At 64.3% G+C, this 23,209-nt stretch carries 31 protein-coding genes and 1 pseudogene; 10 read left to right on the top strand and 22 right to left on the bottom strand.

Features of this window, described 5'->3' with window-relative positions:
• The 5 genes from ACUVYZ_RS05280 to ACUVYZ_RS05300 form a co-directional block, all read left to right on the top strand.
• Nucleotides 1–374: integrase core domain-containing protein (locus ACUVYZ_RS05280; protein WP_446033039.1), on the top strand; the 374-nt coding region annotated here is incomplete at its 5' end.
• Nucleotides 375–437: 63 nt separating this feature from the next.
• Nucleotides 438–788 (top strand): hypothetical protein, encoded by a 351-nt coding sequence (locus ACUVYZ_RS05285; protein ID WP_439933399.1) that lies wholly within the window; start codon nucleotides 438–440, stop codon nucleotides 786–788.
• Between the two features lie 120 nt (nucleotides 789–908).
• Nucleotides 909–1,313 carry a hypothetical protein gene (locus ACUVYZ_RS05290; protein WP_439933398.1) on the top strand — a complete coding sequence of 135 codons (405 nt, stop codon included), beginning with the start codon at nucleotides 909–911 and terminating at the stop codon, nucleotides 1,311–1,313.
• Between the two features lie 51 nt (nucleotides 1,314–1,364).
• The gene (locus tag ACUVYZ_RS05295) at nucleotides 1,365–1,799 is read left to right on the top strand and encodes a NirD/YgiW/YdeI family stress tolerance protein (RefSeq protein ID WP_439933397.1); all 435 of its coding nucleotides are present in this window, start codon (nucleotides 1,365–1,367) and stop codon (nucleotides 1,797–1,799) included.
• Between the two features lie 58 nt (nucleotides 1,800–1,857).
• On the top strand, nucleotides 1,858–2,442 hold the full coding sequence (locus tag ACUVYZ_RS05300; protein WP_439933396.1) for a Uma2 family endonuclease: 585 nt from the start codon (nucleotides 1,858–1,860) through the stop codon (nucleotides 2,440–2,442).
• Between the two features lie 189 nt (nucleotides 2,443–2,631).
• Here ACUVYZ_RS05300 and ACUVYZ_RS05305 read toward each other — a convergent pair whose 3' ends face one another.
• Nucleotides 2,632–3,438 (bottom strand): TonB-dependent siderophore receptor, encoded by an 807-nt coding sequence (locus tag ACUVYZ_RS05305; protein ID WP_439933395.1) that lies wholly within the window; start codon nucleotides 3,436–3,438, stop codon nucleotides 2,632–2,634.
• Between the two features lie 268 nt (nucleotides 3,439–3,706).
• On the opposite strand from ACUVYZ_RS05305, the gene ACUVYZ_RS05310 reads away from it, so the two are divergent.
• Together ACUVYZ_RS05310 and ACUVYZ_RS05315 are read left to right on the top strand one after the other, a co-directional pair.
• Nucleotides 3,707–4,090 (top strand): ribbon-helix-helix domain-containing protein, encoded by a 384-nt coding sequence (locus ACUVYZ_RS05310; protein ID WP_446033045.1) that lies wholly within the window; start codon nucleotides 3,707–3,709, stop codon nucleotides 4,088–4,090.
• A pseudogene (locus ACUVYZ_RS05315) lies at nucleotides 4,044–4,331 on the top strand (type II toxin-antitoxin system VapC family toxin); the annotation flags it as partial. The gene ACUVYZ_RS05310 and the pseudogene ACUVYZ_RS05315, both read left to right, overlap by 47 nt.
• Before the next feature lie 113 nt (nucleotides 4,332–4,444).
• Here ACUVYZ_RS05315 and ACUVYZ_RS05320 read toward each other — a convergent pair.
• Nucleotides 4,445–4,864: a hypothetical protein gene (locus ACUVYZ_RS05320; RefSeq protein WP_439933394.1), complete on the bottom strand. Its 420-nt coding sequence runs from the start codon at nucleotides 4,862–4,864 to the stop codon at nucleotides 4,445–4,447.
• A gap of 359 nt (nucleotides 4,865–5,223) precedes the next feature.
• On the opposite strand from ACUVYZ_RS05320, the gene ACUVYZ_RS05325 reads away from it, so the two are divergent.
• Both ACUVYZ_RS05325 and ACUVYZ_RS05330 read left to right on the top strand, forming a co-directional pair.
• Entirely contained in the window at nucleotides 5,224–5,466 is a 243-nt protein-coding gene (locus ACUVYZ_RS05325; protein WP_439933392.1) for a DUF2191 domain-containing protein, read from the top strand.
• Nucleotides 5,453–5,884 (top strand): type II toxin-antitoxin system VapC family toxin, encoded by a 432-nt coding sequence (locus tag ACUVYZ_RS05330; protein ID WP_439933391.1) that lies wholly within the window; start codon nucleotides 5,453–5,455, stop codon nucleotides 5,882–5,884. The genes ACUVYZ_RS05325 and ACUVYZ_RS05330 overlap by 14 nt, the downstream gene beginning before the upstream one ends.
• Nucleotides 5,885–5,947: 63 nt before the next feature.
• Here ACUVYZ_RS05330 and ACUVYZ_RS05335 read toward each other — a convergent pair whose 3' ends face one another.
• From ACUVYZ_RS05335 to ACUVYZ_RS05430, 20 genes are all read right to left on the bottom strand, one after another.
• Nucleotides 5,948–6,106 (bottom strand): hypothetical protein, encoded by a 159-nt coding sequence (locus ACUVYZ_RS05335; RefSeq protein ID WP_439933390.1) that lies wholly within the window; start codon nucleotides 6,104–6,106, stop codon nucleotides 5,948–5,950.
• A 36-nt stretch (nucleotides 6,107–6,142) separates the two neighbouring features.
• Nucleotides 6,143–6,550 (bottom strand): antibiotic biosynthesis monooxygenase family protein, encoded by a 408-nt coding sequence (locus tag ACUVYZ_RS05340; RefSeq protein WP_439933389.1) that lies wholly within the window; start codon nucleotides 6,548–6,550, stop codon nucleotides 6,143–6,145.
• Between the two features lie 11 nt (nucleotides 6,551–6,561).
• Nucleotides 6,562–6,834, bottom strand: a complete 273-nt coding sequence (locus ACUVYZ_RS05345) for a hypothetical protein (RefSeq protein ID WP_439933388.1) — start codon at nucleotides 6,832–6,834, stop codon at nucleotides 6,562–6,564.
• A gap of 94 nt (nucleotides 6,835–6,928) precedes the next feature.
• Nucleotides 6,929–7,129, bottom strand: a complete 201-nt coding sequence (locus ACUVYZ_RS05350) for a hypothetical protein (RefSeq protein WP_439933387.1) — start codon at nucleotides 7,127–7,129, stop codon at nucleotides 6,929–6,931.
• A gap of 233 nt (nucleotides 7,130–7,362) precedes the next feature.
• Complete coding sequence (locus ACUVYZ_RS05355; RefSeq protein WP_439933386.1) at nucleotides 7,363–8,385, bottom strand: hypothetical protein; 1,023 nt, start codon at nucleotides 8,383–8,385, stop codon at nucleotides 7,363–7,365.
• A complete protein-coding gene (locus ACUVYZ_RS05360; RefSeq protein WP_446033046.1) occupies nucleotides 8,379–9,884 on the bottom strand; it encodes a TonB-dependent receptor domain-containing protein in 1,506 nt (501 codons plus the stop codon). Before ACUVYZ_RS05360 ends, ACUVYZ_RS05355 begins: the two co-directional genes overlap by 7 nt.
• Nucleotides 9,767–10,531 carry a TonB-dependent receptor plug domain-containing protein gene (locus ACUVYZ_RS05365; RefSeq protein WP_439933385.1) on the bottom strand — a complete coding sequence of 255 codons (765 nt, stop codon included), beginning with the start codon at nucleotides 10,529–10,531 and terminating at the stop codon, nucleotides 9,767–9,769. Before ACUVYZ_RS05365 ends, ACUVYZ_RS05360 begins: the two co-directional genes overlap by 118 nt.
• Before the next feature lie 190 nt (nucleotides 10,532–10,721).
• Nucleotides 10,722–11,036, bottom strand: a complete 315-nt coding sequence (locus ACUVYZ_RS05370) for a hypothetical protein (protein WP_439933384.1) — start codon at nucleotides 11,034–11,036, stop codon at nucleotides 10,722–10,724.
• A 108-nt stretch (nucleotides 11,037–11,144) separates the two neighbouring features.
• Nucleotides 11,145–11,780, bottom strand: coding sequence for a hypothetical protein (locus ACUVYZ_RS05375; protein WP_439933383.1), 636 nt, complete (start codon nucleotides 11,778–11,780; stop codon nucleotides 11,145–11,147).
• Nucleotides 11,777–12,400 carry a hypothetical protein gene (locus ACUVYZ_RS05380; protein WP_439933382.1) on the bottom strand — a complete coding sequence of 208 codons (624 nt, stop codon included), beginning with the start codon at nucleotides 12,398–12,400 and terminating at the stop codon, nucleotides 11,777–11,779. Before ACUVYZ_RS05380 ends, ACUVYZ_RS05375 begins: the two co-directional genes overlap by 4 nt.
• A gap of 2 nt (nucleotides 12,401–12,402) precedes the next feature.
• On the bottom strand, nucleotides 12,403–13,146 hold the full coding sequence (locus ACUVYZ_RS05385) for an ABC transporter ATP-binding protein (RefSeq protein ID WP_439933381.1): 744 nt from the start codon (nucleotides 13,144–13,146) through the stop codon (nucleotides 12,403–12,405).
• Nucleotides 13,139–14,107 (bottom strand): FecCD family ABC transporter permease, encoded by a 969-nt coding sequence (locus ACUVYZ_RS05390; RefSeq protein WP_439933380.1) that lies wholly within the window; start codon nucleotides 14,105–14,107, stop codon nucleotides 13,139–13,141. Before ACUVYZ_RS05390 ends, ACUVYZ_RS05385 begins: the two co-directional genes overlap by 8 nt.
• 103 nt (nucleotides 14,108–14,210) lie before the next feature.
• Complete coding sequence (locus ACUVYZ_RS05395; protein ID WP_439933379.1) at nucleotides 14,211–15,215, bottom strand: ABC transporter substrate-binding protein; 1,005 nt, start codon at nucleotides 15,213–15,215, stop codon at nucleotides 14,211–14,213.
• A gap of 92 nt (nucleotides 15,216–15,307) precedes the next feature.
• Nucleotides 15,308–17,425 (bottom strand): TonB-dependent receptor, encoded by a 2,118-nt coding sequence (locus ACUVYZ_RS05400; RefSeq protein ID WP_439933378.1) that lies wholly within the window; start codon nucleotides 17,423–17,425, stop codon nucleotides 15,308–15,310.
• A 126-nt stretch (nucleotides 17,426–17,551) separates the two neighbouring features.
• On the bottom strand, nucleotides 17,552–19,516 hold the full coding sequence (locus tag ACUVYZ_RS05405; protein WP_439933377.1) for an FTR1 family protein: 1,965 nt from the start codon (nucleotides 19,514–19,516) through the stop codon (nucleotides 17,552–17,554).
• Nucleotides 19,517–19,518: 2 nt separating this feature from the next.
• Complete coding sequence (locus ACUVYZ_RS05410; protein ID WP_439933376.1) at nucleotides 19,519–19,938, bottom strand: ExbD/TolR family protein; 420 nt, start codon at nucleotides 19,936–19,938, stop codon at nucleotides 19,519–19,521.
• A 1-nt stretch (nucleotide 19,939) separates the two neighbouring features.
• The gene (locus tag ACUVYZ_RS05415; RefSeq protein ID WP_439933375.1) at nucleotides 19,940–20,695 is read right to left on the bottom strand and encodes a MotA/TolQ/ExbB proton channel family protein; all 756 of its coding nucleotides are present in this window, start codon (nucleotides 20,693–20,695) and stop codon (nucleotides 19,940–19,942) included.
• A 3-nt stretch (nucleotides 20,696–20,698) separates the two neighbouring features.
• A complete protein-coding gene (locus tag ACUVYZ_RS05420; RefSeq protein ID WP_446033040.1) occupies nucleotides 20,699–21,400 on the bottom strand; it encodes an energy transducer TonB in 702 nt (233 codons plus the stop codon).
• 44 nt (nucleotides 21,401–21,444) lie between these two features.
• Nucleotides 21,445–21,594: a hemin uptake protein HemP gene (hemP, locus tag ACUVYZ_RS05425; protein ID WP_439933373.1), complete on the bottom strand. Its 150-nt coding sequence runs from the start codon at nucleotides 21,592–21,594 to the stop codon at nucleotides 21,445–21,447.
• A gap of 217 nt (nucleotides 21,595–21,811) precedes the next feature.
• Nucleotides 21,812–22,060: a MoaD/ThiS family protein gene (locus ACUVYZ_RS05430; RefSeq protein WP_439933372.1), complete on the bottom strand. Its 249-nt coding sequence runs from the start codon at nucleotides 22,058–22,060 to the stop codon at nucleotides 21,812–21,814.
• A gap of 103 nt (nucleotides 22,061–22,163) precedes the next feature.
• Here ACUVYZ_RS05430 and rtcA point away from each other — a divergent pair, with 103 nt between their 5' ends.
• Nucleotides 22,164–23,198, top strand: a complete 1,035-nt coding sequence (gene rtcA, locus ACUVYZ_RS05435; protein WP_439933371.1) for an RNA 3'-terminal phosphate cyclase — start codon at nucleotides 22,164–22,166, stop codon at nucleotides 23,196–23,198.
• Nucleotides 23,199–23,209: the final 11 nt, after the last annotated feature.

The following is a 23,209-nucleotide window of genomic DNA, read 5'->3' on the forward strand; positions in this document are numbered from 1 at the left end:
CCGCCGCCTTGAGCCTGCTGCCCACCAAACCCCAGGTGGTCTTGTCGGACAACGGAAGTGAGTTCGAATCGAGCTTTGCCAAAACCCTCGAAGCCCACGGCATCGAACGCTGGTACACCTACCCCAAGACTCCCAAAATGAACGCCCACGTCGAACGCTTCAACCGCACCATCCAGGAATCCTTCGTCGACTACCACGAAGACCTGCTGTTCACCGACCTCGCACGCTTCAACCAGAAACTGGCCGACTGGCTCCTCTTCTACAACACCCAGCGCCCCCACCATCGCCTCGGCCAGCGCACTCCTCTATCATTCCTCCTCCAACACCAACCCGAGTGCCAAAGGTGGTGGACTCATACACAGCCTGGCAAATGAGAATAACTTGCATTACACTACAAAGTGTTCCCTCAGTCGGGGATAGCCGCAACGGAGGTCACTATGATGAAGGCGAGGACCTTTCTTTCCTCTTCCGCGGCGGCGGCCGTTCTGCTCCTGGCCGACGGCTTCGCTTGGGCTGAGCCGCCCGGCCTCGACACCGCTCGGGAAAACGTGCGGCAAGGCACGGCCGTGGCGCCGGAAGTGCTCCGGGGCGTGGAGGACCAGGTGCCCGAAGACGCCAAGCCCGCCATTCGCCGCAGCCGCGAAGCCAGCGGAATCGGCCGACGGGAAGCGCTGGAAGCCTTGGACCGGAGTCGAGACATGGGGGGCGGCCCTCCCTTTGGCGCCGTTCCCAGCCGACCGCCCTTCGCCGGCGGGCCGCCCGCGGGCGTGGGTCGGGGCCGTCCCTGAGGAACGGCCGAAAGGCGCGGGCCGAGCCACCCTGACGCCGTTGTCCCGCCCCTGCCCCTCAGGGCGGAGAAACATTGGCGCTCGGGGAGCGTCCAACCGGTAACGCTATCGGAGATCCCCATGATCCTCCGCGATCCGGTTCGGTGGTTGGCCGTGGGCGCGGTGGGCCTTGCCCTCCTCGCCCTCTCCGGTTGCGCGACCCTGGGCAAGCCCCTTCCCCCGCCGCCCACGACGGCGGAGATCGTGCAGATGGCCGAGGACGGCCGCTCCGCCGACGAGATCATCGCCCGCATGAAGGAATCCCGGGCGGTCTACCGGCTGCCGGCCAGCGAGCTGGCGAAGCTCAGGGAGCAGGGCGTGCCGGATGCGGTCATCGACTACATGCAGCAGACCTACATCGAGGCCGAGCGTTACGAGGAATACCGCCGGGCGCGGGATTTCTACGGGTGGTACGCCTGGCCCAGCCCCTACTGGCCTCACCCCGCCTACCGCTACCGGTTCTGGCCGTACTACTGGTGGTGGTAGGAATGCCACCGGGCTTGGCGGGCAAGTTTTCAGCGCAGAAGGATGGCAACCATGAAGAAAATCCGCTACTTCATCGAGCCCCTAGTCGCCTGCCTGGCGGGCACTGGCGCTGCTCTGGCCCAGGGCCCCTTCCCCACCACCGCGGCCGACATCCATGCCAGTCCCACGCCGGGCCAGCTCGTCGAGCTCAGGGGCCGGGTCGTGGAACGGCTGCGGGACAATGAGTTCCGCTTCGACGACGGGACAGGCCACCTCGTGCTGGACGCGGGGCCGCCCTGGTGGCATACGGTCTCCCTGCCCGCCGGCGCCGAAGTCACGGTGGTGGGCCGCGTCAGCCTGGGCCCGCCCCACGCGCGCCGGGCGTTGGAGCCCGAGATCGACGTGCACCGGCTGCAAACGCCCGCAGGCGAAATGATCCGGGTCCGGGATGTGGGCCCGGCGCCGTGGGCCGGCGGCCTTCCGCTGGCGGCTGTATTGAAGCGGTAAGTCTTGCCGCTACAATGGACGCATCGGAAAAGGGAGGTCCCCGGCGGGAAGGGATTTTATGAGCATCCAGAGCGAGAACTGGCTTCCGCGGCACCGGCTCACCGTGGACGAATACCACCGCATGGGCGAAGTGGGCCTGCTGGCGCCCGAGGCCCGGGTGGAGCTGATCGAAGGAGAGATCATTGACATGGCGCCTATCGGCAGCCGGCACGCCGGTACCATTGCCAGGCTTATCCATCTGCTGACTGCGGCGGTCGGCGACCGGGCCATCGTTTATTCTCAGTCCCCACTGCGCCTTGACGAGCACTCTGAACCCCAACCCGACCTCGTTCTCCTCAAGCCGCGCCGGGATTTCTACACCAGCCGCCATCCGACGGCTTCCGACACGCTGCTGGTGGTCGAGGTGAGCGACGTTACCCTGCGCTACGACCGCCAGGTGAAAGTGCCGCTCTACGCGCGCCACGACGTCCCCGAAGTGTGGATCGTCGATCTGGAGAATGCGCTGACCCACTTCTTCCGTTCCCCCGCCGGAGAGACCTACGCCCATATCTCGGCGACCGAGCGCCCGGGTCTCACCCCCATCGCGGCGCTGCCCGGGACCACCGTGGACCTGACCGGCGTGCTGCCACACGCCTCCAGGTAAACCACCCCCGCCTTTTTTGGGCACGGACCGAGGGCGGCTACACCGGCGACTCGTCCCCGAAAGGCCTCCTCCACCCTGCAGACAAGAATTTTCCTCCCGGCTCGTCCATGACGCCCCACCGGGCTTCTCCTTACACTTTTTTTCTTGTCAGCATGGACCGGACGCTCCCTCCGCACGTATCCCGCGCCTTCAGAACGCATAGCGCGCCCGCAGGGTGAACGTGTGGGGCCGGCCGAGCTGGATCTGGGTGGGCGAGCGGGAGCCGAGCATGTAGTCCTCGTCGAGCACGTTTTCCACACTCGCGAACAGGGTCAGGCCCGGGACTTGGGGCACGCGCCAGCTCGCGTCCAAGTCCAACCGGGTATAGCCGTCCACCTGGAAGGGAATCCCGAAATTGGCGCCCTGGCGTTCGCCGACGTAGATGAAGCTTCCGCCGAGGCGCAGGTCGGTCGTCGCGAAATAGGAGAGCCGCAGCGTGGCGGCGAGCTCGGGCGTGTTGGCGAGCCGCTGGCCCTCGAAGCCGTCGTTGTTCTCCTTGATCTCGGAGTCATGATACGTAAACGCGCCGATCAGGCTCAGCCGTTTCGTCACCTGCGCCGAGACGTCCAGCTCCACGCCGCGCACGTTCACCTCGCCTGGGGGCGCCGAGAAACTCGGGTTGTTCGGATCCGCGGCGATGACGTTGGTCTGGGTCAGGTCGAAGAGCGCCATGGTGTAGAACAGCCGCTTCCAGAAGGCGTCGCCCTTCACGCCGAGCTCGAACTGCTCGCCTTTCTGGGGATCGAAGCCACGGCCATGGGCGTCCTGACCGAAGGCGCCTTCGAAGGAGCGCGACCAACCGGCATAGACGGAAAGCTGCGGCGTGAGGTCGTAAACGGCGCCCAGCGACGGGGACAGCCCCGAGTCGCCAGCTAGGGTATTGCCGGTGTTGACGAATTCGTAGCTCCTGTAACGCAGGCCGCCCAGCAGATGCCAGCGCTCGCCGATATCCACCATGGTCGATGAAGTAGACCCCTTGCTCTCTTTCCTCGCTGAGAAACCGGCGGGGTGAAGCGAACGGCGCCGGCAGCAGCGCGCCGAATTGTTGGTCGAACGCCGGTCCAGTGCCGAAGGTACCGATCAGCTTGCGCAGAATATCCCCGTCGCTGGCATAGCGCTCGTAGCCCACGGCGAGCCGATGGCGGCTGGGGCCCAGGGACGGCGAAGGCTTCGGAGAAGGCCGGAGGATTTGATGTATGTCAATGGGACGGCTAGACTGACCTACATGGAAAAAACACAAATATATCTGCGCAAAAAGGAGCTCGCCGCATTGCGCGAGGCGGCACGGCGCTCCGGGCGCAGCGTCGCGGACCTGGTCCGCGAGGCAATCCGCAAGACCGTGTTGAAGCCCGGGGGGAAGGCCCGCTCGCCCTCTGGGACGGCAAACCCAAACGCGTTTCCGCCGACCACGACAGCGTGCACGACCAGCCGTGATACGGCACGGCGAGGCCGCATTCGTCGACAGCGGAGCCTGGATCGCCCTCGCCCTGTCTCGCGATCCGCTGCACACCCAGGCTCGGGAGCAGTAGGAAGGCCTTCAGGGCGCGGGGACGAAGCTCCACACTTCCGTTCCAGTCGTGATCGAAACCTTCAGCTTCCTGGAACGTAATGCCAATCGCGATGTCGCGCTTGCCTGGAAGGAGTCAATCTACCGGCCGGGTACGGTCAGAATTCTTCCCTGCGAACTGCGAGATCTGGAGCAGGCTTGGGAATACTTCCGGCGTCCCGATCGGGGCAAGCTTTCCGCCGTCGATGCGACCAGTTTTGTCATTATGGGGCGCGCGCGGATCCGGCTTGCTTTTGCGTTCGATCATCATTTCGCCGCGGTCGGATTCAGGCTGGTAGGCTAGCCGCGCGAGGGGGCGGCCTTAGCGCCGGCGGATCTCCGCGCTACCGTCTGGAAGGCTTCGAACCCGCACGGGCAGGATGCGGGGCAGCGCCCCGACCAGCGCTTGCGGATCGTTCACGCTGAAGCTGCCGGAGAGCCGCAGCTTGCCCACCTCCTCATCGGCCAACCGGTGGCCGGGTGCGCGGAGTAGCGCGCCAGCTCGCGAACCACTTCGGCCAGCGTCGCCCCATCGAACGCGAGCCGGCCCTCGCGCCAGGCAGTCGCGGCGGCGAAGTCCATGGGACGCGGCGCCTCGATGCGGCCCTGGGCGTCGATCCGGGTGCCGAGGCCTGCCGTGAGCGGCACTGCCTGCGTGCCTCCCGGGGCGGCGCCCTCCGCCTCCAGCAGGCGCACCACCGTTTCCTGTGCCACGTCCTCGGCCTCGAACCGGTCGCCCAGGCGCCGGGTGAGCGTCCCGACCAGCTCGTCGTAATAAACGCAGCACGGCGTGAAGCATCGGGTTACGGGACGTGGAAGCGAGCGGGACGCGGACAAAACCGCTGTCCACGACGAACGGCCGCTCTTGATCCCGGGTCACTTCGAATTCAGAAAAAACGAAACCGTCCCCTATCGAGAACCCGCGGTGGCTGGCTTGCCCCAGGACGGGGCATGGCCGGCTGAATGAGAATAGCTTGCAGTATCGAGACAATCGGACCGCGTTGTCAACGCGCGCCGGCGGACGGGTGATCGAGGCGCTCCAGCGCGCCGCGGCGTGTCATGTGCCGCGCGGAAGCGTTCGGGTGAAACGGCGCGCGGTGCGCGGTTTCCCGGCCCCTAGGTCAAACTCCCGCCGTTTGCATCGAGCCGATGCACGGTGTACCATATCAAACATATCGATAATATGGGTCATCCATATGAAAACTACCATCGAGCTCCCCGACGCGCTGCTCGACCGCTGCCGCAAAGTCGCGCGCCGCGAGGGCACGACGTTAAAAGCGCTGATCGAAGACGGCCTGCGCCTTGCGTTGCGCGCACGCGAGCGTAAGCCGGCGAAAACGCCCGGGCTCAAGCCGTTCAAGGGCGATGGGCTGACGGCGGAATTCCGCGATATGGGCTGGGAGCGGATACGCGACGAAATCTACCGTGGTCGCGGTTGACACCAACCTTCTCGTCTACGCCCACCGCACGGATGCGCCATTTCACGTTGCGGCCCGGGCGCTGATCGAGTCGCTAATGGCCGAAGCCACTGCCTGGGCGATCCCCTGGCCCTGCGCCCACGAGTTCATCGCCATCGTGACGAATCCCCGCATCTTCAAGACGCCGACCCCGCTCGACGTGGCGCTCGCGCAGCTGCGTACGCTCGCCGAGCAGCCCCAGATCATCTGGCTCGCCGAAGGCGACGATTACCTGCCGCGTCTCGAGACGCTCGCGCTGGCGGCGCAGGTCAAAGGCGGAGCCATACACGACGCTCGGATCGCGGCGATCTGTCTGTACCACGGTGTCCGGGAGCTGTGGTCAGCGGACCGGGATTTTTCGCGTTATCCGGCGCTGCGCGTGCATAATCCCCTCGTCTAAGCACGGATCGGAGCCGCCCGGTGGGACAACTTGGGTCGAATTCCCGAGGAGAGGGACCGGGTGTTACGGGTCGTCCACAACGAAACCGCAATGGACGAACGCTTCACGGGTCAGATCGGCCGCCTCGGCCTCGCACCCCACCCGCCCCGGCAGCAAACGGAAAAGCTCCCCCCGCCACTCGGCATAGGCGCTCGCGAGCTGGGCCTTGGGCCGGTCATCCATGGGCGGCGTCTTCGAGGGGCGCGGCCTTGATCCTTTTTAGCGAGCGACGCGCGGGCGAGCCCTAATGGAGTCGTCCGACCGGGAAGCCGCCCAACCCTCGACCCATGCGGTGAGAATGCCCTCTGGCGCGTCCGCCCCTGCGGGGCAGGGATCGATCAGTTCCACCGCCACGCGCTTCGGGGCGACGAAGACCGCAGGCCTTCCGGGAAGCGCCCCGGAGGCAGCCAGAACGAAAGCATCGGACCGGGTCCATTCCCGGAACTGCTCAGTCGATTCCCAGACGCTATAGAGCACGTGGGAAGGCATCCCTTGCGCCGGGCGGGAGAGGACGGCATGGCAGCAGCCCGGCCGCGCCGCCATCAGGCCGAGGAGCCGCTCGCACCAGGCGTCGAACGCTCCGCGGCATTCCGGCGCCACGAAAAACTGTTCGCTCACGACGATCATGGCCACCTCCCTCAATGGATCGAACGCTTTTGCTCGCGCGGGCTCTCGCCCTTCTGCATCCGGTACAGCAGGTCGTACCACCGGGCGATCAGGCGGCGGCAGACGTCCCGCAACATCGGAGCGGCATGGGCATCCGGATGGGTTTCTATGAATTGCAGGTGGCGAATGACCAGCTCGGCCTGAACGGGGCAACCCCGCTCGGCCTGCTTGGTCATGAGATACAAGGTCGCGGCCACGAGGGCCGGCAGCGTGGGATAGTCGGGATTATTAGGGTCGGCGGTCATATACGAGGCCTCATGATTCCAGGTTTTCGATGGCATCTTTGGCTGGCTGATCGGCATGACCGCCGACAGGCTGGCTGTGGTTGCGGGAGTTCCCTTAGTGTTTCTCCGCGCCCATTTCGATCTTGCTTTTATCGATCTCGATTTCCGTGGCCGATGCGAGTTGTGCCACGGCCTTGCCAAAACGAGCCCGGGCTGCGTTATAGGCTTCGTCATGGCTCGCCGCATCGACCCAGGCTTCCATCTCGACTTTATCCCCGTTGTCCAGCAAGTGGGCTAGCTTTACCTTGAAGTTCATCGCTCACGCTCTCCATAAGTAGATGATGCTCTTGTTTAACATCCAGGCCGTCCCGAACCGAATCCGGCGGGTATGCCTGTTCCCTCAATATCCGCTTGAGCAGCGGAATACAGTTGCCGCACTTGGGCAAGCGACCGAGCAGCTTGAAACAAGCCTTGACGCTGCGGGCGCCGTGCCGGCAAGCGAGGCGAAATTCCTCCTGGCCGATCCCGTGACAGGTACAGCAGCTCTTCTCACGCTGCACTCTGATGCTCCGTGTCGTGAGGACGGAGGGTGCGACGCACGGCGGGCCACCCCTCCCGCACCTTGTTATAAACCTTAGTAATTTGAGACAGAGGCTTGTTAATAAGTTTGAGGTTGACCAGGAACACGCCGATCTGGGCAGCAGTGATTTCCTGCGGCACCAACGGCCAGATGCCGGTCGCGGTTAGCACGAGCACCAGGGCCAAGCTCGCCCAATAGGCGAAATCAGCCGTCGCCTCGCTGCTCTGTTTCCAGAATTCGAACTTGATGCGATTGATGTAAAAGCGCTCTTGTCGCTGGTAAAGTTCTTCCCGGTTTCCTTGGGCGACCGCCGAGCCGACGCTGGCGACGAGCCGCAGGACGTTGTGGCTGTAGCGCTGGATCAGGCCGCCGAAGAGCAGCGCCACAAGAAAAGGCAGCAGGCTCGCCACGAGCAAAGCGGGCAGCAGCTCCGGAGAGAGAGACAGTTGCCAGAGGATCACTGCCGGCAAGCCGATCAGGATCGTCCAGAGCTCTTTCTGGAAAAGGTCGAAGATCTTGCGGGCGTTTTCGCAATCGTTGATCGAGCGGGCGACTTGCTCGCCGACGCACCCACTGCCCCGGCGCTCGAACCACACCCGTTGCAGCTCGATGAACAGCCGGTCGTCCAGCATCCGGTTAGTCAGTTTCTCGGCTAAGCGCAGCACCCCGAGCCCGAAAAAAATGCCGATCGCCAACGGCGTATAGGCGAGCAGTTCTTGGATTCTGAAAACATGCTCACCCTTGGTGATCTCCTGTAACACCTCCTTGACCAGCCACGCTTGCACCGGCTCGATAGCTGGCGTGATGATGTTGGGCAGGATGGCGGCGAGCAACAGCCAGGGATGGCGCAAAAGAATGCCCAGCATTTCCCTGAGGAGGGGACGCCAGGCATCCACCGGGGATCGAGATCGGCCTGGCGCCATCACTTTCCCGGAAGAAGCACTAAAGAGCTGGTTTTCGCGATCGGCCATTTTGCCCGGGTGCACTACCATCTGCCCTCCAGCGATACGAACCAGGTGCGGGAAGACTCTTCCAGCCGCGTTTCCCGGGCGCTGAAGCTGCCATCCGGCTTGAAGGTGGTCTCGTCGCGGAATTTGTCGTCCTTGAGCACGTTGCGCACCGCGAGCCGCACCTTGAAATGGCGCCCAAGCGGTTGGACTGCGTACACGTCCAGCAGCTTTTTGGCGCTTTCGAATTTCAGCTTGGTGTTGCCATCCCCGGTAATTTCGCTATTAGTCATAGCAGGCAAATAGTTGTAGATGGCACCGATCGTGAGTCCGTAAGGCTTAATTTCATAATCGAGGCCCACATTGAACACGTATGACGGCTGATCTTTGATCCGCCGTTTCTCTTTTACTCCCGGTGTCGTCACTTCGGAGAAGAGCCGGGCGTAGTTGAAGGTAAGCGCAAGGCCAGTCAGCCCGATTCCGTCCATTCGCGCCTTGAGGTCGACTTCGGCGCCCCAGATCCGGGCATCCCCCACGTTGAAGGGGCGGCTTACGAACCGCCCGCCTTCGCTCACCACCTGCCGCTCGATCAGGTCCTGCACGTCCCGGTAGAAGACATTGAGCCCGACGACCCCTTCCCGGCGGAAAAAGCGCTCGATCCCGAGCTCCAGGCCCCACGCCCGCTCGGGGCGCAGGTCCGGATTCCCCCCTTTATCGGGATTGGTCAAAGTACCGCCCTTGAGGTCGACGCCCGGCGCGAGGTCGTCCAGCTTGGGCAGGCGCAAAGTCCGCGCCACACTGGCCCGCAAGTTGGTAGCCGGGTCCCAGCGATGGAGGAGATGCAGGGATGGATTGAGGACGCCCGTCGTGCCGGTGCGTTCTACTCCGGAACCGTCTTCGCTTTCCCGGCGGATGCGCTCCAGCCGCAGCCCGGGGGTCAATACGCTGGAGCGGCCCATGCGCCATTCGTCCTGGACGAAGGCCGCGACGCGCCGCTCCTCGACTCGGAAGCGATCGGCGGCCGTTGGGGATTTGAAGACGCCGTTTTCAATGGTGGTCTTGTCGGTTTCCCAATCCTTGAGCACGCCCTCGAGGCCGACGCTCCAAAAGTGACGTTCGAAAGCCACGCCGCTCAAGCGGACGCGTCCCGCAAATTCCCGCTCGTCCTGCTCATCCTGCTGCAGGGTGGTCTTGGTGAGGGCACCCGACGCGTTGAAATCCCGGGTTCCGGTGTTCTTTTCCTCCCGGCCTTGCTCTGCCGTCAGTCGCAGGCTGAGCTGCCGGTCGCCTACCAAAGGTCGCGTCCATTCCCCCCTCAGCCGGGCGATCACCCGGTCTTTGTCCTCCGTCTTCTCCTGGCTGCCGCTGGGCGCGCCGGTCGAATTGAACTTGAACACGTCATTGCGCTTATCTTCTTGGCCAGCGATCAGGAAGGGGTCCAGGGTGAAAGACTGCCTGCCGTCCGGGTCCCAACGCAGCCGCGGCGCCAGCGTAAGCTCCTCCGCGGCGCCAGCGTAAGCTCCTTCACGTCGGCGGGTTTCGATTCAACGAGGCTGTCCTTGACCGCCCCGCTGGCGAGAAACCCCACCTTGGTATCCGTGAGCCGCTCGGCCCGATCGACTACGCCCGCGTTCAGCAGGTAACTGAACCTGCCTTGCCGATCGCCGTACTGCAGGCTCGCTTCGCCCACCTCCTCGGAACCGGTACGGCCGGCACCGACGCGCGCGCGAGCGACGCGCTGCACTGGCGCTTTGCGAAGTACGATGTTGACCGTGCCCCCGATCCCGTCGGCGCTGACGTCGGCGGTAGGGTTGTGAATCAACTCGATGCGTTCGATCATGTCCGCCGGCAGGCGATCCACTTGTATCTGCCGCTCCTTGGCACCGCCCACGATAGGCTCGCCATCGATCAGGATCTGGGTGAACCCCTTGTCTAACCCACGCACCCGGATGTCCTTGGTCACCCCCGGGGGCCCGGAATAAGTGATGCCAGGCAACCGCCGGAGTACGTCTCCGACGGTAGCGTCGTCGAACTTTTCGATGTCCTCGCGCCCGTACACCAGTTTCGCGGTGGGTGCCCGGCGCCGCTCGTCCACGGGATCCAATGTACCGACGACCTGAATTTCCCCGAGCCGTGCTTCCCAGGCAACCTCGGCCCCCGCATCGAGAAGCGTTCCCCACAACATCACCATGCAGCCAACCGATGCCGTTCTTTTCAGTCGCATCCAAGCCCCCTCTCTTCTCGAAAAAGCGGACTGGCTGGCTGGCCGGCTTCCGGCCGGCGGGCTGGCTGCCCCCCAAGTGGAGCGCCACGGGACTAATACCCGTGCGCTCCCGTCCATGCAATCAAAAAATCATCGCGGCGCGGCGGACGCTCCTCGTTCATCCCTCTGCCGGCATCTTGTCCTGATGCTTGCGGGCGGCGCGCTGCATCCAGACGAAACCCGTGATCACCAGCGCGAGGGCCGCCGCCTGGGCGGTAAGGGTCTGCACCGTGGGATAAATGCCGAGCACCGGCACCCGGGGGAAAACCACCAGGTCCGCCGGAAGCCTCCCCGCCTCCTGGAGCGCCGCCACGCCCTGGCCGACAAACACCACCGCAAGCAGTGCGACCAGCACGGAACTCACGGTGAAAAAGGGGCCGATGGGAAGCCGCACGCCGTAGTGGAAGACGGTCCAGGAGATGGCAACTAGCACTGCTGATAAAGCTCTTGCCATGGTGCTTAACAAGACTGTCGAACTCGATCTCGATAATGTCTTGAGGGCTTATAATTGCAACTTTGGGTTCACGAATCTTCGATTGTGTCAAACCTCGAACTTCATACTTCGGCTGTCCACGCCGGTCTTGATCCACGCTAAAAATCCTTCCAGGAAACGCTCTGTCACGGGCATGAAATAAGACCCATAGTGGTAGAACGGATCAAGCGTAGTGACAATCAGTGTTCCATTTGTGGACACTCGGTCTTCGTAAAGCAGACACCCTGTGTGGTTCTTGAGCTCGATCAACGGTGTCGCACCTGCGGGTACCTCCAACACGCCGTGGTAGTGCCAGGTTGCGTCAGCAAGCGTGACGTAGCGGAAAAAGTGGTGCGCCGGCGCGCTGGCGACAAGGCCAAGGTCGGCACCGGGTTCGCGCCACCACCAGAAATTGGTCGGACGATAGTGCCATTTCACATAAGGCAACCAGGTGTGGGGCTGGGTCTCGCCCATTACCACGAGCATGCCCCCCTTCGCGAGAAAACTATGTAATTTTGCTCGTGCTTCGCGCAGCTTTCCTGGATGCGTGCGGTCGGTGACGATCAGCACGTCGTAAGTCGCGAGATCGGTTGTCACCAGCTCGCGGATGTCGATCAAGGCGTCAAAGTGGCGTCCGAAGCGCTCGCCATGCAGCGCACGCTTGTGAAAGTAGGTGCCGCCATCCAGCGCCGCGAGTCTGGTCATGCCTTGCCTTCCTGATTGAGGCGCGCGGCGATCCATTGCACAAGCTGCTGCGGTAGCCGTGCGGCGCTGCGATCGCCTTCGCCATACCCCCACAGATCATTGCCGGCGTGCACCAGCAAGCATCCGCCGCCGCAGTATTCGAGTAGCCAGTCGACCGGCATGCGCCTGGGACCGAGCGCGTTCAACACTTTCGCGCCGCGCGGTGGCGGGTTGTGCCCGCGTCCGTAAAATCCGGCCACGCCCTTGCGGAAGGTAAGGTCATCCGGTTCGATGCCATCGAACACGGGATGCCTCATCAGTTTTTCCACATACAGGTCTTTGACGCGAAAGTCGGCGAGCGGCACGAATTCGCTCAAGCCGGGCAAGAAAGGGTAGGCGACGTGGCCGCAAAAGACGATTGTTTTACCCGCAGCAAGAAACGCCTGCAGCTTATCCTGCTGCTCAGCCAGCTCCCGCTGGTCGCAGCCGGTCCCAATCAGCAGGCCGCAAAAACCGGAAAGCTCGGTTGCCCGTAACGCATAGATGTCGATTCCCACGACGGGCACCGCGAGATCTCGGCGCGAGATCAGCGCGGGCGGCGGGTACTGTTCATACGTAATGAGTGCGATCGGCTGGCGCATAATTATGAATAGATCGGAACGAGTCCGGCGTAGCCATGCTCAGCGTCGCCGATCCGGACGCGCTTCACCGGAACGCCGTAGAGGGCTTCAAGATTGGTCTCGTTTAGCACGTCGTTCGCTGTCCCCGTAAGGTAATGATCTGCCGCGAGCATCAGCAGCACCCGGCTGTTTCCGGCTAGTGCATGTTGCGGATGATGCGTGGTGTAAACCACCGTAATACCGTGCCGGCCAGCGAGCTCCTCCAGCAGGCGCAGCACAGTGGCTTGATTTCGCAAATCAAGCGACGAAGCGGGCTCGTCGAGCACCAGGATCTCGCAGCGCGAAGCGAGCGCCCGCGCGATCAACACGAGTTGCCGCTCGCCTCCGGACAACGCATTAAAAGGCCGGCCGGCGAAGGCGGAAAGTCCTACCCGGTCGAGCGCCTCTTCCGCAATTGCATAGTCTTTCCGTGAAGGTTGAGAAAGTAGTTTCAGATGGCGGACTCGCCCCATCACCACCATTTCCAGCACCGAGTATTGAAACCCAGCGTAAAAGACCTGCGGCACAAACGCGGTCGCGCCGCCAAGCTTTATGGTACCTTCGCGCAAACCGATCAGGCCGATCAGCGACTTGAGCAACGTAGTTTTACCACGCCCGTTCGGTCCGAGGATACTCAACACCTCGCCACGACCTGCTTGCAGTGTTAAATTGCGGAACACCCAGCGGTCGGGTATGTACCAGTAACCTGCGTTTGACACCTCAATCATAGTTCCACCCTTTGTGCTGAAGCGAGCGCAGCAACGCGGCAAAAATCGGTGCGCCGACGAGTACAGTCAAAATGCCGAGTGGAATTTCTGCCGGGGTAAGGGAGCGAGCTAAATCATCGACGATAACCATATACATAGCCCCAATCAGCAACGACGCAGGGAGCAGCCGTCGATGATCCGCTCCGACCAGCATCCGGGCGATGTGCGGAATAACGAGCCCTACCCAGCCGATCACGCCACTTACCGATACCTGACCGGCGATGATGACGCAGGTGGCGATGAGAATTGCCCAGCGCATAGGCTGAACTTTGACGCCGAGCGCCGCGGCATCTTCGTCTCCCAGCGAGAGCAGGTTTATGCGCCAGGAAAGAATGAGTAGCGCGACTGCGCCCAGGCCAGTGGTGAACACAATAATCCCAAGCTTGGCATAATCGGCGGTCGCAAAACTGCCCAGGAGCCAGAACACAATACCGGGAAGCTTTTGCTCTGGATCAGCAACAAACACGAGAAGACTCGTGAGTGCACTAAGCAACGCGCTTGTTATCACGCCAGCGAGCACAAGCATGAGCACTGAGGAGCGACTTTTTACTCGGCTTATCAGCATGACAGCCAGAAGCGCGACAATGCTCCATGTAAACGCGCTTATTACCTGTCCGACCACGCTTGTGCCAAGCAGAATAGCGAGCGCTCCGCCAAAACCAGCGCCGGATGAAACACCGATGATCTGTGGCCCGACCAGTGGATTGCGAAACACGCCTTGCAACGCAGCGCCGCACAGTGCGAGGCCGGCTCCAGCGCAGGCAGCCATCAGCACGCGCGGGACCCGGACGATCTCGATTACCGTCTGCTGTGCCGGGGTCCAGGCGACGCCAGTGTCGATAAATCTACGCAGCAGAATAGCGACTGTCTGCTCCATCGGTACGGCGAACCTTCCTACGGCGAGCGAAAGCAGCAGGATCAAAACCAAAACCAATGCGAGCGCCGCCCAAAGCAGTGCCCACCTTACTGCTGCCTTCCCGGACTGGACACCGCGGCGCGCTGCGCCCGCGGGCTCCGGCAGCGCCTCAACGCTTGGCGTAGCGAGAGTAGTGGGCAGAGTCAATGTTGTCCTCCATCAAAAGAAGCCGGTCGAGCTCGGCATCGGTGAGTTCGTGACTGTAGAGAAACCGGAAAAGTTTTCGTACTTCGCGCCGCAGATCGATGCTCGTGTCCTCCGGGTGTAGCAGCCCGTAGAGCCACAGCCACATCAGCGGCGACTCGTGGCTGGGAGGATCCCAACGGTAGCCGCCGACCGGCACTTTATAGACGCGTTTGTCGCGCACCGCCTTGAGCGCGCGCCATTTTGTGTCGGCGTAGAGCGTGGCGGGCAGCACACCGTCGAAGCCGCCAAGTAAAATGACATCGGGATCCCACGCAAGCACCTGTTCGAAGGTGACGTCGGCGCTGGCGCCACTGATGCCTTGTGCTGCGTTCGCCCCGCCCACGAGGCGCACGTAGAAATCGTTGTATGATCCGGTGCCGGCCGGCCTGAGTCCGGTCTCGAAACGCTGAAAATAGAGCACCTTCGGACGCCGCGCCGCCGGTGTGGCAGCGGTCATGGCCTCAAGCTTCGCGCGCACGCTGCGATGCCAGGCGATAAGCTCAGCGGCCTTCTTTTCCTTGCCGGCGAGCTTTCCCATCGCCGCGAGCAGGTTTTCGAGATGTTCCTGCGTCCCGTAGCGCATCCCGAATACCGGCAGGCCGGCACGCTCGATCGCAGCAATCACGTCCTGCGGCTGGTCGGCCCACTGGAACACCACATCGGGCTTAAGGGAGAGCAGCGTCTCGATATTCGGCGTGAACTGTCCGCCCTTGACAATGTCGGTGGAGATCGCGAGCACCCCGGGGAACATGGTTTGCAGGATCCCACCGCGGATCGCAGACATCGACCCCGGGTTCATCCCGACAATACGCGCACTCGACCCGTCGATGGCCATGAATATGGAGGGCGCGGGCATCGGAATAAACGCAAGCCGCTGCGGCGGGGCGGCGAGCGACAGCGTCTTGTCGCGCTGGTCGACGACCGTCACTTTCTGAGCGCTCGCAGCGCACGAGACAAGCGCGACCGCGATCGCGAGCCAAAGCCGTGGTCGCGAAAGCTGGTATGGGTAGTGTTGAGTGATCATCGCCCAATGGACGAAACGAGGTTGATTGTGACCGACCGGCCAGGCTCGACCAGCGGGTTGGTAATGCTAGCGGGAAATGCGACGTTCGCCTGCGTCACCGGGTTGACGTAGGTCTTATTGGCGAGATTCTCGATTCCGAGCGTGAGTCGATAGTCCTTCAGCAGCGAATCAAAACGGCCGAGGTCCACACCGGCATAAATGCTGAGCACGCCGTATCCTCCGGTAGGCCGTTCCTGCGAGGGATCGATGCGGGTCTTGTTCACTGACCAACGCGCTGTCGCCTCGATCCAATAGGCGTTGTTCGGCAGTGCATAGCGCAATGACACCAACCCATTCAGCGGCGGGATGTAGGCAAGCGGGGTATTGGTTCGTGTGTTGGTGCCGCGCACATTCGCAGCATTGAAGCGCAACGCCAGCTCCTTCGTCATGGCATAAGCGCCGTCAAGTTCGAAGCCCTCGATTGTCGCTTCGCCCGTGTTTTGGCGCTGGCGGGTGGTGGCGTTGAGCACCACGGTCTGCAGCAGATCCTTGTAGTCGCTGCGAAACGCGGTCAGATTTACGCTCAGACCCTGCAGCCTAATCCGCGCGCCGATTTCATAGTTCATACTCGATTCCGGCTTTAGCCCCGGGTTCGGAAGGGTAGTCACCGCGCCCGCCACCCCTCCGAAGAATTTTTCAAACGTGGCGGGCACCCGAAACGCGGTGCTCACGTTACCTATAAAATGCAACGCATTGATGGGCCGGAAAATGAGCCCAGCGCTTCCGGTGACGGCGCTGTCTTGCACGGACCGGTTCTGGGCGAAAGCATTGGAAAGCACCGCACTTTCGCCGACCGCTGGAGTGCCTTCAACTTTGGTGCGGACGAGGTCGTAGCGCGCGCCGAGCGACGCGGTCCAACGTGGCGACGGATCCCAGTCGTTGTGGGCAAAGACGCCGACATTGGTCTGCGTGGCGTTGCGGTTGCGCTTCGCGCGTGCAGTAATAGAGGTCGTGACACCGGCCGCATTGACGGTGCGCGCATCATTTTCTGAACCCGGCCGTTCCTCATAATAGAAGTCAGCGCCGTACGAGAGTACGTTGCTGCTAAACGCCGAACGGGCCAACAGTTTACCCCCGTAAATCGTTGGACCGATTACGTACTGGTTGCTAAAGCTGACGCTACCGTTCGTCGCGGTGCGGCTCTCGGTGCGAATTATGGTCGACAAATTCCTGACATAGAGCGATGCTTCTAGGCCGTCCAGCCACGTCGCAATCCTGTTTTGCGTATAGCCGAGACGAAGATAACGTTCCTCGATCGGATCTTCCCGCACCTTGAGGAGCGGTTCGCCCGGGGCGCCGCCGATCCCGCCGGCGCGCCCGGACTCAACTCTGGCGGTCTTGCCGATGATCTCGAAGCGCTGGGTGGCGCTCGGCGAGTAGCCGATCCGCGCATTCAGCGACTGCGAAGTGAAGTCGCTGTTCGGGATTTCGCCCAGCGGAGTGTTGTAATTGCCTGCCGAGCGGATGTTGGCGCCGATCAGTGCATCAATCCCGTTGCCCAGACCTTGCAGCTCGAGCCGGGTTGCCCCCAGCGCATTCGTGCTGGAATAGCCGAGCGCGTAGAGGCGCGGCGTGAGGGAGAAGGGCTGCATCGGGTCGCCCGCCGCGCGTCGCGTGATGACGTTCACCACGCCGTTCATTGCATCCGAGCCATAGAGCGCGGAGGCCGGGCCGCGGATCACTTCGATGCGTTCGATCTCGTTTGGATCGAGGAGGCTATACTCGAGCGTATTGCGGCCCCGGAAGCGGTCACCGTCGACAAACAACACCATCCGCGGATCGTTCGAGTTAAGGCCGCGAACGACCAGCTGGCCGCCGAGACCCCCGGCGCGCGAGTAGGAAATGCCGGGCACGTCGTCGAGCAACGACTGCAGGTTCGTCATCGGCCGCGACTCGATCTGTCGGCGATCGATTACACTTATGGATTTCGGACTGAGATCGATCAAGCGCTCGCTGCGGGTCGCTGAAACAACAACTTCGCCTAGTGCAGTCTGGGCCAAGATCGAGCTGTGCCATGCCGCGCTGAATGCCGCAACCAGCATAGCGATCTGCTTCGTATACCAGTAACGTGACATCGCTAACCCTTTCCCAGTAGAGATCTCCAAATGCTGGCTATCCACGCTAGGAAAGCGGGAGTGGCTGGCTATATATTATTTAAAATCAAAGAATTAAGTTTACTCTGCTCCTGAGGATTTTTTAGCCTAAGCTGTTGTTTTAGGTGTACGACCGGCAGATGAGCGATTCCACGCAAATCCGGCAATTACGAGGGCAAGCACGATGGCCTGGGCAAGTAGCGTCTGCACCGTGGGATAAATGCCGAGCACCGGCACCCGGGGGAAAACCACCAGGTCCGCCGGAAGCCTCCCCGCCTCCTGGAGCGCCGCCACGCCCTGGCCGACAAACACCACCGCAAGCAGTGCGACCAGCACGGAACTCACGGTGAAAAAGGGGCCAATGGGCAGCCGCAGCCCGTAGCGGAAGATGCCCCAGGAAATGACCACGAGCGCCGCCGCGCCGCCCAGGAAACCCACCAGGATGGAGCCGCCGCCGGTGTCCCCCGTCTGCGTCCACAACGCCTGGTAGAAGAGCACCGTCTCGAATACTTCCCGGTAGACTGCGAGAAACGACACCGCCACCAGGGCGCTCACGGTGCCCCGGGAGAGCGCCCCCTTGAGCCGCTGTTCGATGAAGGCCTTCCAGGCTTGGGCATGGGACTTGCCGTGCAGCCAGAAGCCCACGTAGATGAGGATCGCCGCGGCAAGGAGCGCAGTGATTCCTTCCGTCAACTCCCGGCCGGCGCCGCTCACGCTGACCAGGTGGCTCGCCACAACCCACGTGGCGAGCCCTAGAAGCAGCGCCCCGGTCCAGCCGGCGTGGACGTACTTGAGGAGATCGCGCCGCTCGGCCTTCACCAGGAAGGCGATCACGGCGGCCAGCACCAGGATCGCTTCCAGCCCTTCCCGCAGCAGGATGACGAAGGCGGACACCGCGGCCGCCGAGGGTGAGAGCGCCTCACCGCCGAACAGCTCTTCAGCCCGGGCGAGCAGTACATCGATCGCCGCGGCCTTGCTTTCCACCTCCGCGACGGTCGCGCCCGAGCGCAGAAGGCCGCGGTAGGCCATCATGGCGGCTTCCACTTCGATCCGCAGATTCCTTGCCACCGTGTCAAGACCCGCCTCGGCGAGCTCGAAGCCCTCGAGATAGGCGGCGACCGCCAGCCGCTGGGCCTCGGCCCGGTCGCCGCGCCGGTAGGCGTCCACGCTTTCCGCGAGCAGCCGGCGGCTTTCGGCGATGGGCGAGCCGGCGGCGGGATCGAGGGCCTCGGGGTGGGCGGCGAGCCAGGCCATGACGGCGGCCGCGTCCTCGCCGTGCTTTTCGGCCACCTCCTTGCGGGTGAGGGTCGCCAGGGGTTTGAGCCCCGCGAAGACATCTCGGCCCACGCCCTCCTTCCACAGCGCCGCTCCCTTTTCCGCCAGGGCCGGGTCGATGCCTATGCCAGCGACATAAAAGGCGAGGGCCCAGCGGTCCTCTTCGGAAAGATGCCGGAAGCTCGTCATGGGCGTGCCCGCCACGCCGAGGGTGATGGTGCTGTAGAGGCCGTAGACGCTGCGGCTCGCCATGCGCGTCTGGTCGTGGAAGTCGCTGGGCGGCGGGTCCATGCCCAGGGCCGCCGGGCCGTCGCCGCGTCCCTGGGCGCCGTGGCAGCCGGCGCAGTGTTCCGCGTACAGGGTTCGGGCGCGGGAGAGGTCGGGGGCCCGCTTCGGGGTGACAGCGAGATTGTAGGCGTCGATCACCGCCCAGCGCAGCGCCGAGGCGAGCCGGGCGATCTCTTCTCCCGGGGCTTTCCCTTCGATGCGGCGCTTCAGTTCCGCCGCCTGCGCCAGGAGGTCCGCCTGCTGCGGTGGCGGCGGCAGCGTCTGGAGCAGCGCCAGTACCTGGCCGGCGAATTCGAGCTGCTCCCGGTACTCGGCTTCGTCCAGCACCTGGCCGTCGCGCACGAATTCCGGGTAGTCCACGCTCACGTAGTCCAGCATGTGCACGATGCTCTGCGCGTCCCGCAGGTTCGCTTCGGACAGGGCCGCGCGCGCCTCCATCGCCGCGATCAGCGCCGCGGCAAAGACGGCGGCGAGCCAGAAGCCGAGGGCGGATCCGCTCCTTTTGGACATGGCTAAGGCTCTCTGGGGTCGGTCACGAACCCGATGCGGGTGAGCCCCGCCTTGGCCGCCAGCGACAGGACTTCGGCCACCTGGCGGTATTCGCTGGCTGCGTCCGCCCGCAGGTGCAGCTCGGGCTGGGGCGCAAGGCGCGCGGCCTCCTCGAGCCGCTGGCGCAGTGCGAAGCGATCGATTTGCTCGCCGTTCCAGAATATTTCCCCCGTCGAGCGGATGCCGAGCTGCACGTGCTCGGGCCGGGTGATGTTCACGTGGCTCGAGGCTTTCGGCAGGTCGATCTTCACCGCGTGGGTGAGCAGCGGCGCGGTGATGATGAAGATGATGAGCAAGACCAGCATGACGTCGATCAGCGGGATCATATTGATCTCGCTCACTGGCTGGCTGGGCCCGCCGCTTTGAAAGCCGCCGAAGACCATCTCAGCCCCCCCCTTGGGCGGCCGCCACCGGGCGAACGGCTGGGCGCGCCTCGGTCGGGCTGCGGCCGCGGGCGTCGGCGGCGCGCACCCCGGTCACCATGAAAGCGAAGACGTCGTGGGCGAAGCCATCCAGCTCCGAGAGCAGGACCCGGTTAGCGCGGGTGAAGGCGTTGTAGGCGAGCACGGCGGGGATGGCCACCGCCAGCCCCAGGGCGGTCATGATGAGGGCCTCTCCCACGGGTCCCGCCACTTTGTCCAGCGTACCCTGGCCGGAGAGGCCGATGGCGAGGAGCGCGTGGTAGATCCCCCACACGGTGCCGAAGAGGCCGATGAAGGGGGCGCTCGAGCCCACCGAAGCGAGGAACGTGAGCCCCGACTCCGCCCGGGCGGTCTCCCGCTCGATCACCCGCCGCAGCGCCCGGGTCAGGAATTCGTCGGCCGAGCCCGTCTCGATGAGGCGCGCCTGGTCCCGGCGGCGGTACTGATCGCAGGCCGCGAGGCCCTGCTGCACGAGCCGCGAGAAGGGATCGTGGGCCCCTGCCTGGCGCAATCCCTCCTCCACCGCCGCCAAGCTCTCCGCCGTCCAGAAGCGCTCGAGAAAGCGCCGGCTGTGGCGGCGCACGAGGGCGTAGGCGACCGCCTTGGTGAGGATGAGATACCAGGAGGCGGCCGACATCAGGACGAGCAGCGCCAGGATGAATTTCGCCACCGCATCCGCCTGGGCGAGAAAGTGGGCAAAGCCCAAGGATTCGTGCATCGGTCAACCCCGCAACGTAAAGGAAATCGGAATGAGCACCTGCGCCTCGACCGGCGTCTCGCCCCGGCGCGCCGGCACGAACTTCCAGCGCTTGACCGCGGCCGCGGCAGCCTCGTCCAGGCGCGCAAAACCGCTTGAGCGCCTCACCTCCACGGCAAGGGGCAGCCCCTCCGCGCTCACCCGCACCCGCAGCACCACCTGGCCCTCCTCCCCCAGCCGGCGGGAGAGGGCCGGGTACTCGGGCGGAGGATTCAAGAGGTAGTCCGCGTCGAAGCGCGGCGGGACCAGCGGCGGGGGCGGCGGCGCCGGGGGCGCCTCCACGGGCGCAGCGGGCGGCGCCTTGACCGGCGGCGACTCGGGGGCCTTCGCCACCGGTACTTCCACCGGCGGGGCCACGGGGGCAGGCACCTCCTCGGGCACTGCCAGCAGCGGCGGCTCGGGCGCCTTCACCGGCTGGGGCTCAGGCTTCTCCTTGGGTTTCGGCTTCGGCTTAACCGGCAAGGGCTCGGGCTTGGGCGCCTCCTTCGGCGGTGCCGGCCTCGGCTGCGGCTCGACCAGGCTCACCATGAGCGTCACCGTGGTCTCCAGCGCTGCCCGCACCGGCGCGTAGGACCACAAGGCCCACAGCGCAAGCCCGTGGAGCGCGGCCACCAGGAGCAGGACGAGTCCCCGTACCAGACCCTCGGCGCGCCACGCCTCACCCATGAGAGAAGCCTCGACGGCAGTGTGGGACACGGCACCACCTTTCCTCACGCCGTCAGGATGAGCTTGCCGTTGGCGGTGCGCCGCAGGCGGTACTCCCGCTCCCCGTGCACGATGATGAGTTCCCCAGCCCGGCCCAGGAGCTCGTCGCTGGTGGCGCGCCGGGGCTTGCCCTCCTCTGCCGGGGCAGCCGTCATCGAAAGGGGCTGCTGGCCCGCAGGTCTCCCAGCGTGTCCTTGTTCCATCATGCGAATGAGAATACTTCTCATTCTTTGGCTTGTCAACGGCGGCAGTCCGGGAGTGGTCATCCCGCGCCGGAGACGGGCAGGAATGAGAGCGGAAAAGTCGTCGCGATAACGCGGACGGGAAACCCTGCGGTCAGGGCATCGCCCAGAGCGGCCGGAGAGAGAAGGGCTACCCGCGGCGCGCGGGCACGATGGCCACGTCGTCCCCGTCGGTCACCAGGGCGTCCAGCTCAACGAACTGCTTGTTGATCGTGACCTGCACCCGGTCCTCCCGCAGGTGAACGCTCCAGGGGCTGCCCCGCGCCCGCAGCCGCGCCAGCAGCATTCCCACGGGAACACCGGAAGGAGGCACCGGCAGCTCTTCGGAACTTTTGCCAAGGGCGTCCACCAGGGAAGCGAAGTAAAGAATGCGCGCCATCCGCCCATCCGCCAGGGGAAGAGAACGAGCAACATTCTAGTGCAGCTCAAGGCAAGGAAACGGCTTGCTGCCCCGGAGTCCTTGCCCCACACTCCAGGCCCGTATGCTGGAGATCGACGGATCCTACGGCGAAGGCGGCGGCCAGCTCGTGCGCACGGCCGTCGCCCTCGCGGCCGTGACCGGTCGCGGCGTGCGCATCCGGGGGATTCGCGCGCGCCGGCGCACCCCGGGCCTCGCCGCCCAGCATCTGACCGCGATCCGCGCCGTGGCTGCCCTGGCCCAAGGGGAACTCGAGGGGGATCGGATCGGCTCGATGGAAATCGCCTTTCGGCTCGGAGCGCTCCGGGGCGGGGAATACCGGTTCGCCGTGGGCACCGCCGGCAGCATCACCCTCGTGCTCCAGGCTCTGCTGCCGGTGGCGGTGAGCGCCCCTTGCCCGAGCGCTTTTCGCATCACGGGCGGGACCGACGTGCCTGCCTCGCCGCCCCTGGACTACCTGCGCTGGGTGCTGCTTCCCATTCTAGGGGCGTTGGGCGTCGAGGCGAAGGTAGAGTGCCTGCGGCGAGGCTATTACCCGCGCGGAGGCGGCGAAGTGGCGGTGGAGGTGCGCCCGGGTCGTCTCGGGTTCCTGGTCCTCGAGGGGCCGGGACCGCTGCAGGCGCTGCGCGGCTACGCCCATGTGGCCGGGCTTCCCCGGCACGTGCTGGAGCGCATGGACCGCGCCGCCCGGGCCCAGTTGGGCCCCCAGTTGGGACAGCCGGTGGAGCTGGAGGAGAAGCTCTTGGGCGCGGAAGAAGCCCTGGGCTCCGGTGGCGCCCTGGTGTTGGTAGCAGAAACCGCCCATACGCGGCTCGGCGCCTCCGCCGTCGCCCAGCGGGGCGTGCCTGCCGAGCGGCTGGGAAGCACGGCCGCACAAGCGCTCATCCAGGAGCTCGCCTGCGGGGCAACGCTGGACCTGCACGCCTCGGACCAGGTGCTCGTGTACCTGGCCCTCGCGGGCGGGATCTCCAGCTTCTACGCCCGGGCCCTCACCGCCCACGCGGCCACCGCCCTCTGGCTGCTCCAGCAGTTCCTGCCGCTACGCTGGGAGGCCCGGCCTGAGGGCTCCCGCACCCGCATTCGCCTGGAATGCGGATAGGCGCTTCCGAA

Source organism: Pelomicrobium sp. P1 (assembly GCF_052805615.1).

Bases quoted from the DNA above. Each gene is read 5' to 3' on its own strand.
- ACUVYZ_RS05295 (WP_439933397.1), top strand. From the start codon at position 1,365: ATGAAGAAAATCCGCTACTTCATCGAGCCCCTAGTCGCCTGCCTGGCG.
- rtcA (WP_439933371.1), top strand. From the start codon at position 22,164: ATGCTGGAGATCGACGGATCCTACGGCGAAGGCGGCGGCCAGCTCGTG.
- ACUVYZ_RS05410 (WP_439933376.1), bottom strand. From the start codon at position 19,938: ATGGTCTTCGGCGGCTTTCAAAGCGGCGGGCCCAGCCAGCCAGTGAGC.
- ACUVYZ_RS05300 (WP_439933396.1), top strand. From the start codon at position 1,858: ATGAGCATCCAGAGCGAGAACTGGCTTCCGCGGCACCGGCTCACCGTG.
- ACUVYZ_RS05355 (WP_439933386.1), bottom strand. From the start codon at position 8,385: ATGGTAGTGCACCCGGGCAAAATGGCCGATCGCGAAAACCAGCTCTTT.
- ACUVYZ_RS05365 (WP_439933385.1), bottom strand. From the start codon at position 10,531: ATGGTGATGTTGTGGGGAACGCTTCTCGATGCGGGGGCCGAGGTTGCC.
- ACUVYZ_RS05415 (WP_439933375.1), bottom strand. From the start codon at position 20,695: ATGCACGAATCCTTGGGCTTTGCCCACTTTCTCGCCCAGGCGGATGCG.
- ACUVYZ_RS05400 (WP_439933378.1), bottom strand. From the start codon at position 17,425: ATGTCACGTTACTGGTATACGAAGCAGATCGCTATGCTGGTTGCGGCA.
- ACUVYZ_RS05380 (WP_439933382.1), bottom strand. From the start codon at position 12,400: ATGCGCCAGCCGATCGCACTCATTACGTATGAACAGTACCCGCCGCCC.
- ACUVYZ_RS05345 (WP_439933388.1), bottom strand. From the start codon at position 6,834: ATGACCGCCGACCCTAATAATCCCGACTATCCCACGCTGCCGGCCCTC.
- ACUVYZ_RS05405 (WP_439933377.1), bottom strand. From the start codon at position 19,516: ATGTCCAAAAGGAGCGGATCCGCCCTCGGCTTCTGGCTCGCCGCCGTC.
- ACUVYZ_RS05290 (WP_439933398.1), top strand. From the start codon at position 909: ATGATCCTCCGCGATCCGGTTCGGTGGTTGGCCGTGGGCGCGGTGGGC.
- ACUVYZ_RS05385 (WP_439933381.1), bottom strand. From the start codon at position 13,146: ATGATTGAGGTGTCAAACGCAGGTTACTGGTACATACCCGACCGCTGG.
- ACUVYZ_RS05350 (WP_439933387.1), bottom strand. From the start codon at position 7,129: ATGAACTTCAAGGTAAAGCTAGCCCACTTGCTGGACAACGGGGATAAA.
- ACUVYZ_RS05335 (WP_439933390.1), bottom strand. From the start codon at position 6,106: ATGGATGACCGGCCCAAGGCCCAGCTCGCGAGCGCCTATGCCGAGTGG.
- ACUVYZ_RS05325 (WP_439933392.1), top strand. From the start codon at position 5,224: ATGAAAACTACCATCGAGCTCCCCGACGCGCTGCTCGACCGCTGCCGC.
- ACUVYZ_RS05305 (WP_439933395.1), bottom strand. From the start codon at position 3,438: ATGGTGGATATCGGCGAGCGCTGGCATCTGCTGGGCGGCCTGCGTTAC.
- ACUVYZ_RS05430 (WP_439933372.1), bottom strand. From the start codon at position 22,060: ATGGCGCGCATTCTTTACTTCGCTTCCCTGGTGGACGCCCTTGGCAAA.
- ACUVYZ_RS05420 (WP_446033040.1), bottom strand. From the start codon at position 21,400: ATGGGTGAGGCGTGGCGCGCCGAGGGTCTGGTACGGGGACTCGTCCTG.
- hemP (WP_439933373.1), bottom strand. From the start codon at position 21,594: ATGACGGCTGCCCCGGCAGAGGAGGGCAAGCCCCGGCGCGCCACCAGC.
- ACUVYZ_RS05285 (WP_439933399.1), top strand. From the start codon at position 438: ATGATGAAGGCGAGGACCTTTCTTTCCTCTTCCGCGGCGGCGGCCGTT.
- ACUVYZ_RS05340 (WP_439933389.1), bottom strand. From the start codon at position 6,550: ATGATCGTCGTGAGCGAACAGTTTTTCGTGGCGCCGGAATGCCGCGGA.
- ACUVYZ_RS05310 (WP_446033045.1), top strand. From the start codon at position 3,707: ATGGAAAAAACACAAATATATCTGCGCAAAAAGGAGCTCGCCGCATTG.
- ACUVYZ_RS05375 (WP_439933383.1), bottom strand. From the start codon at position 11,780: ATGACCAGACTCGCGGCGCTGGATGGCGGCACCTACTTTCACAAGCGT.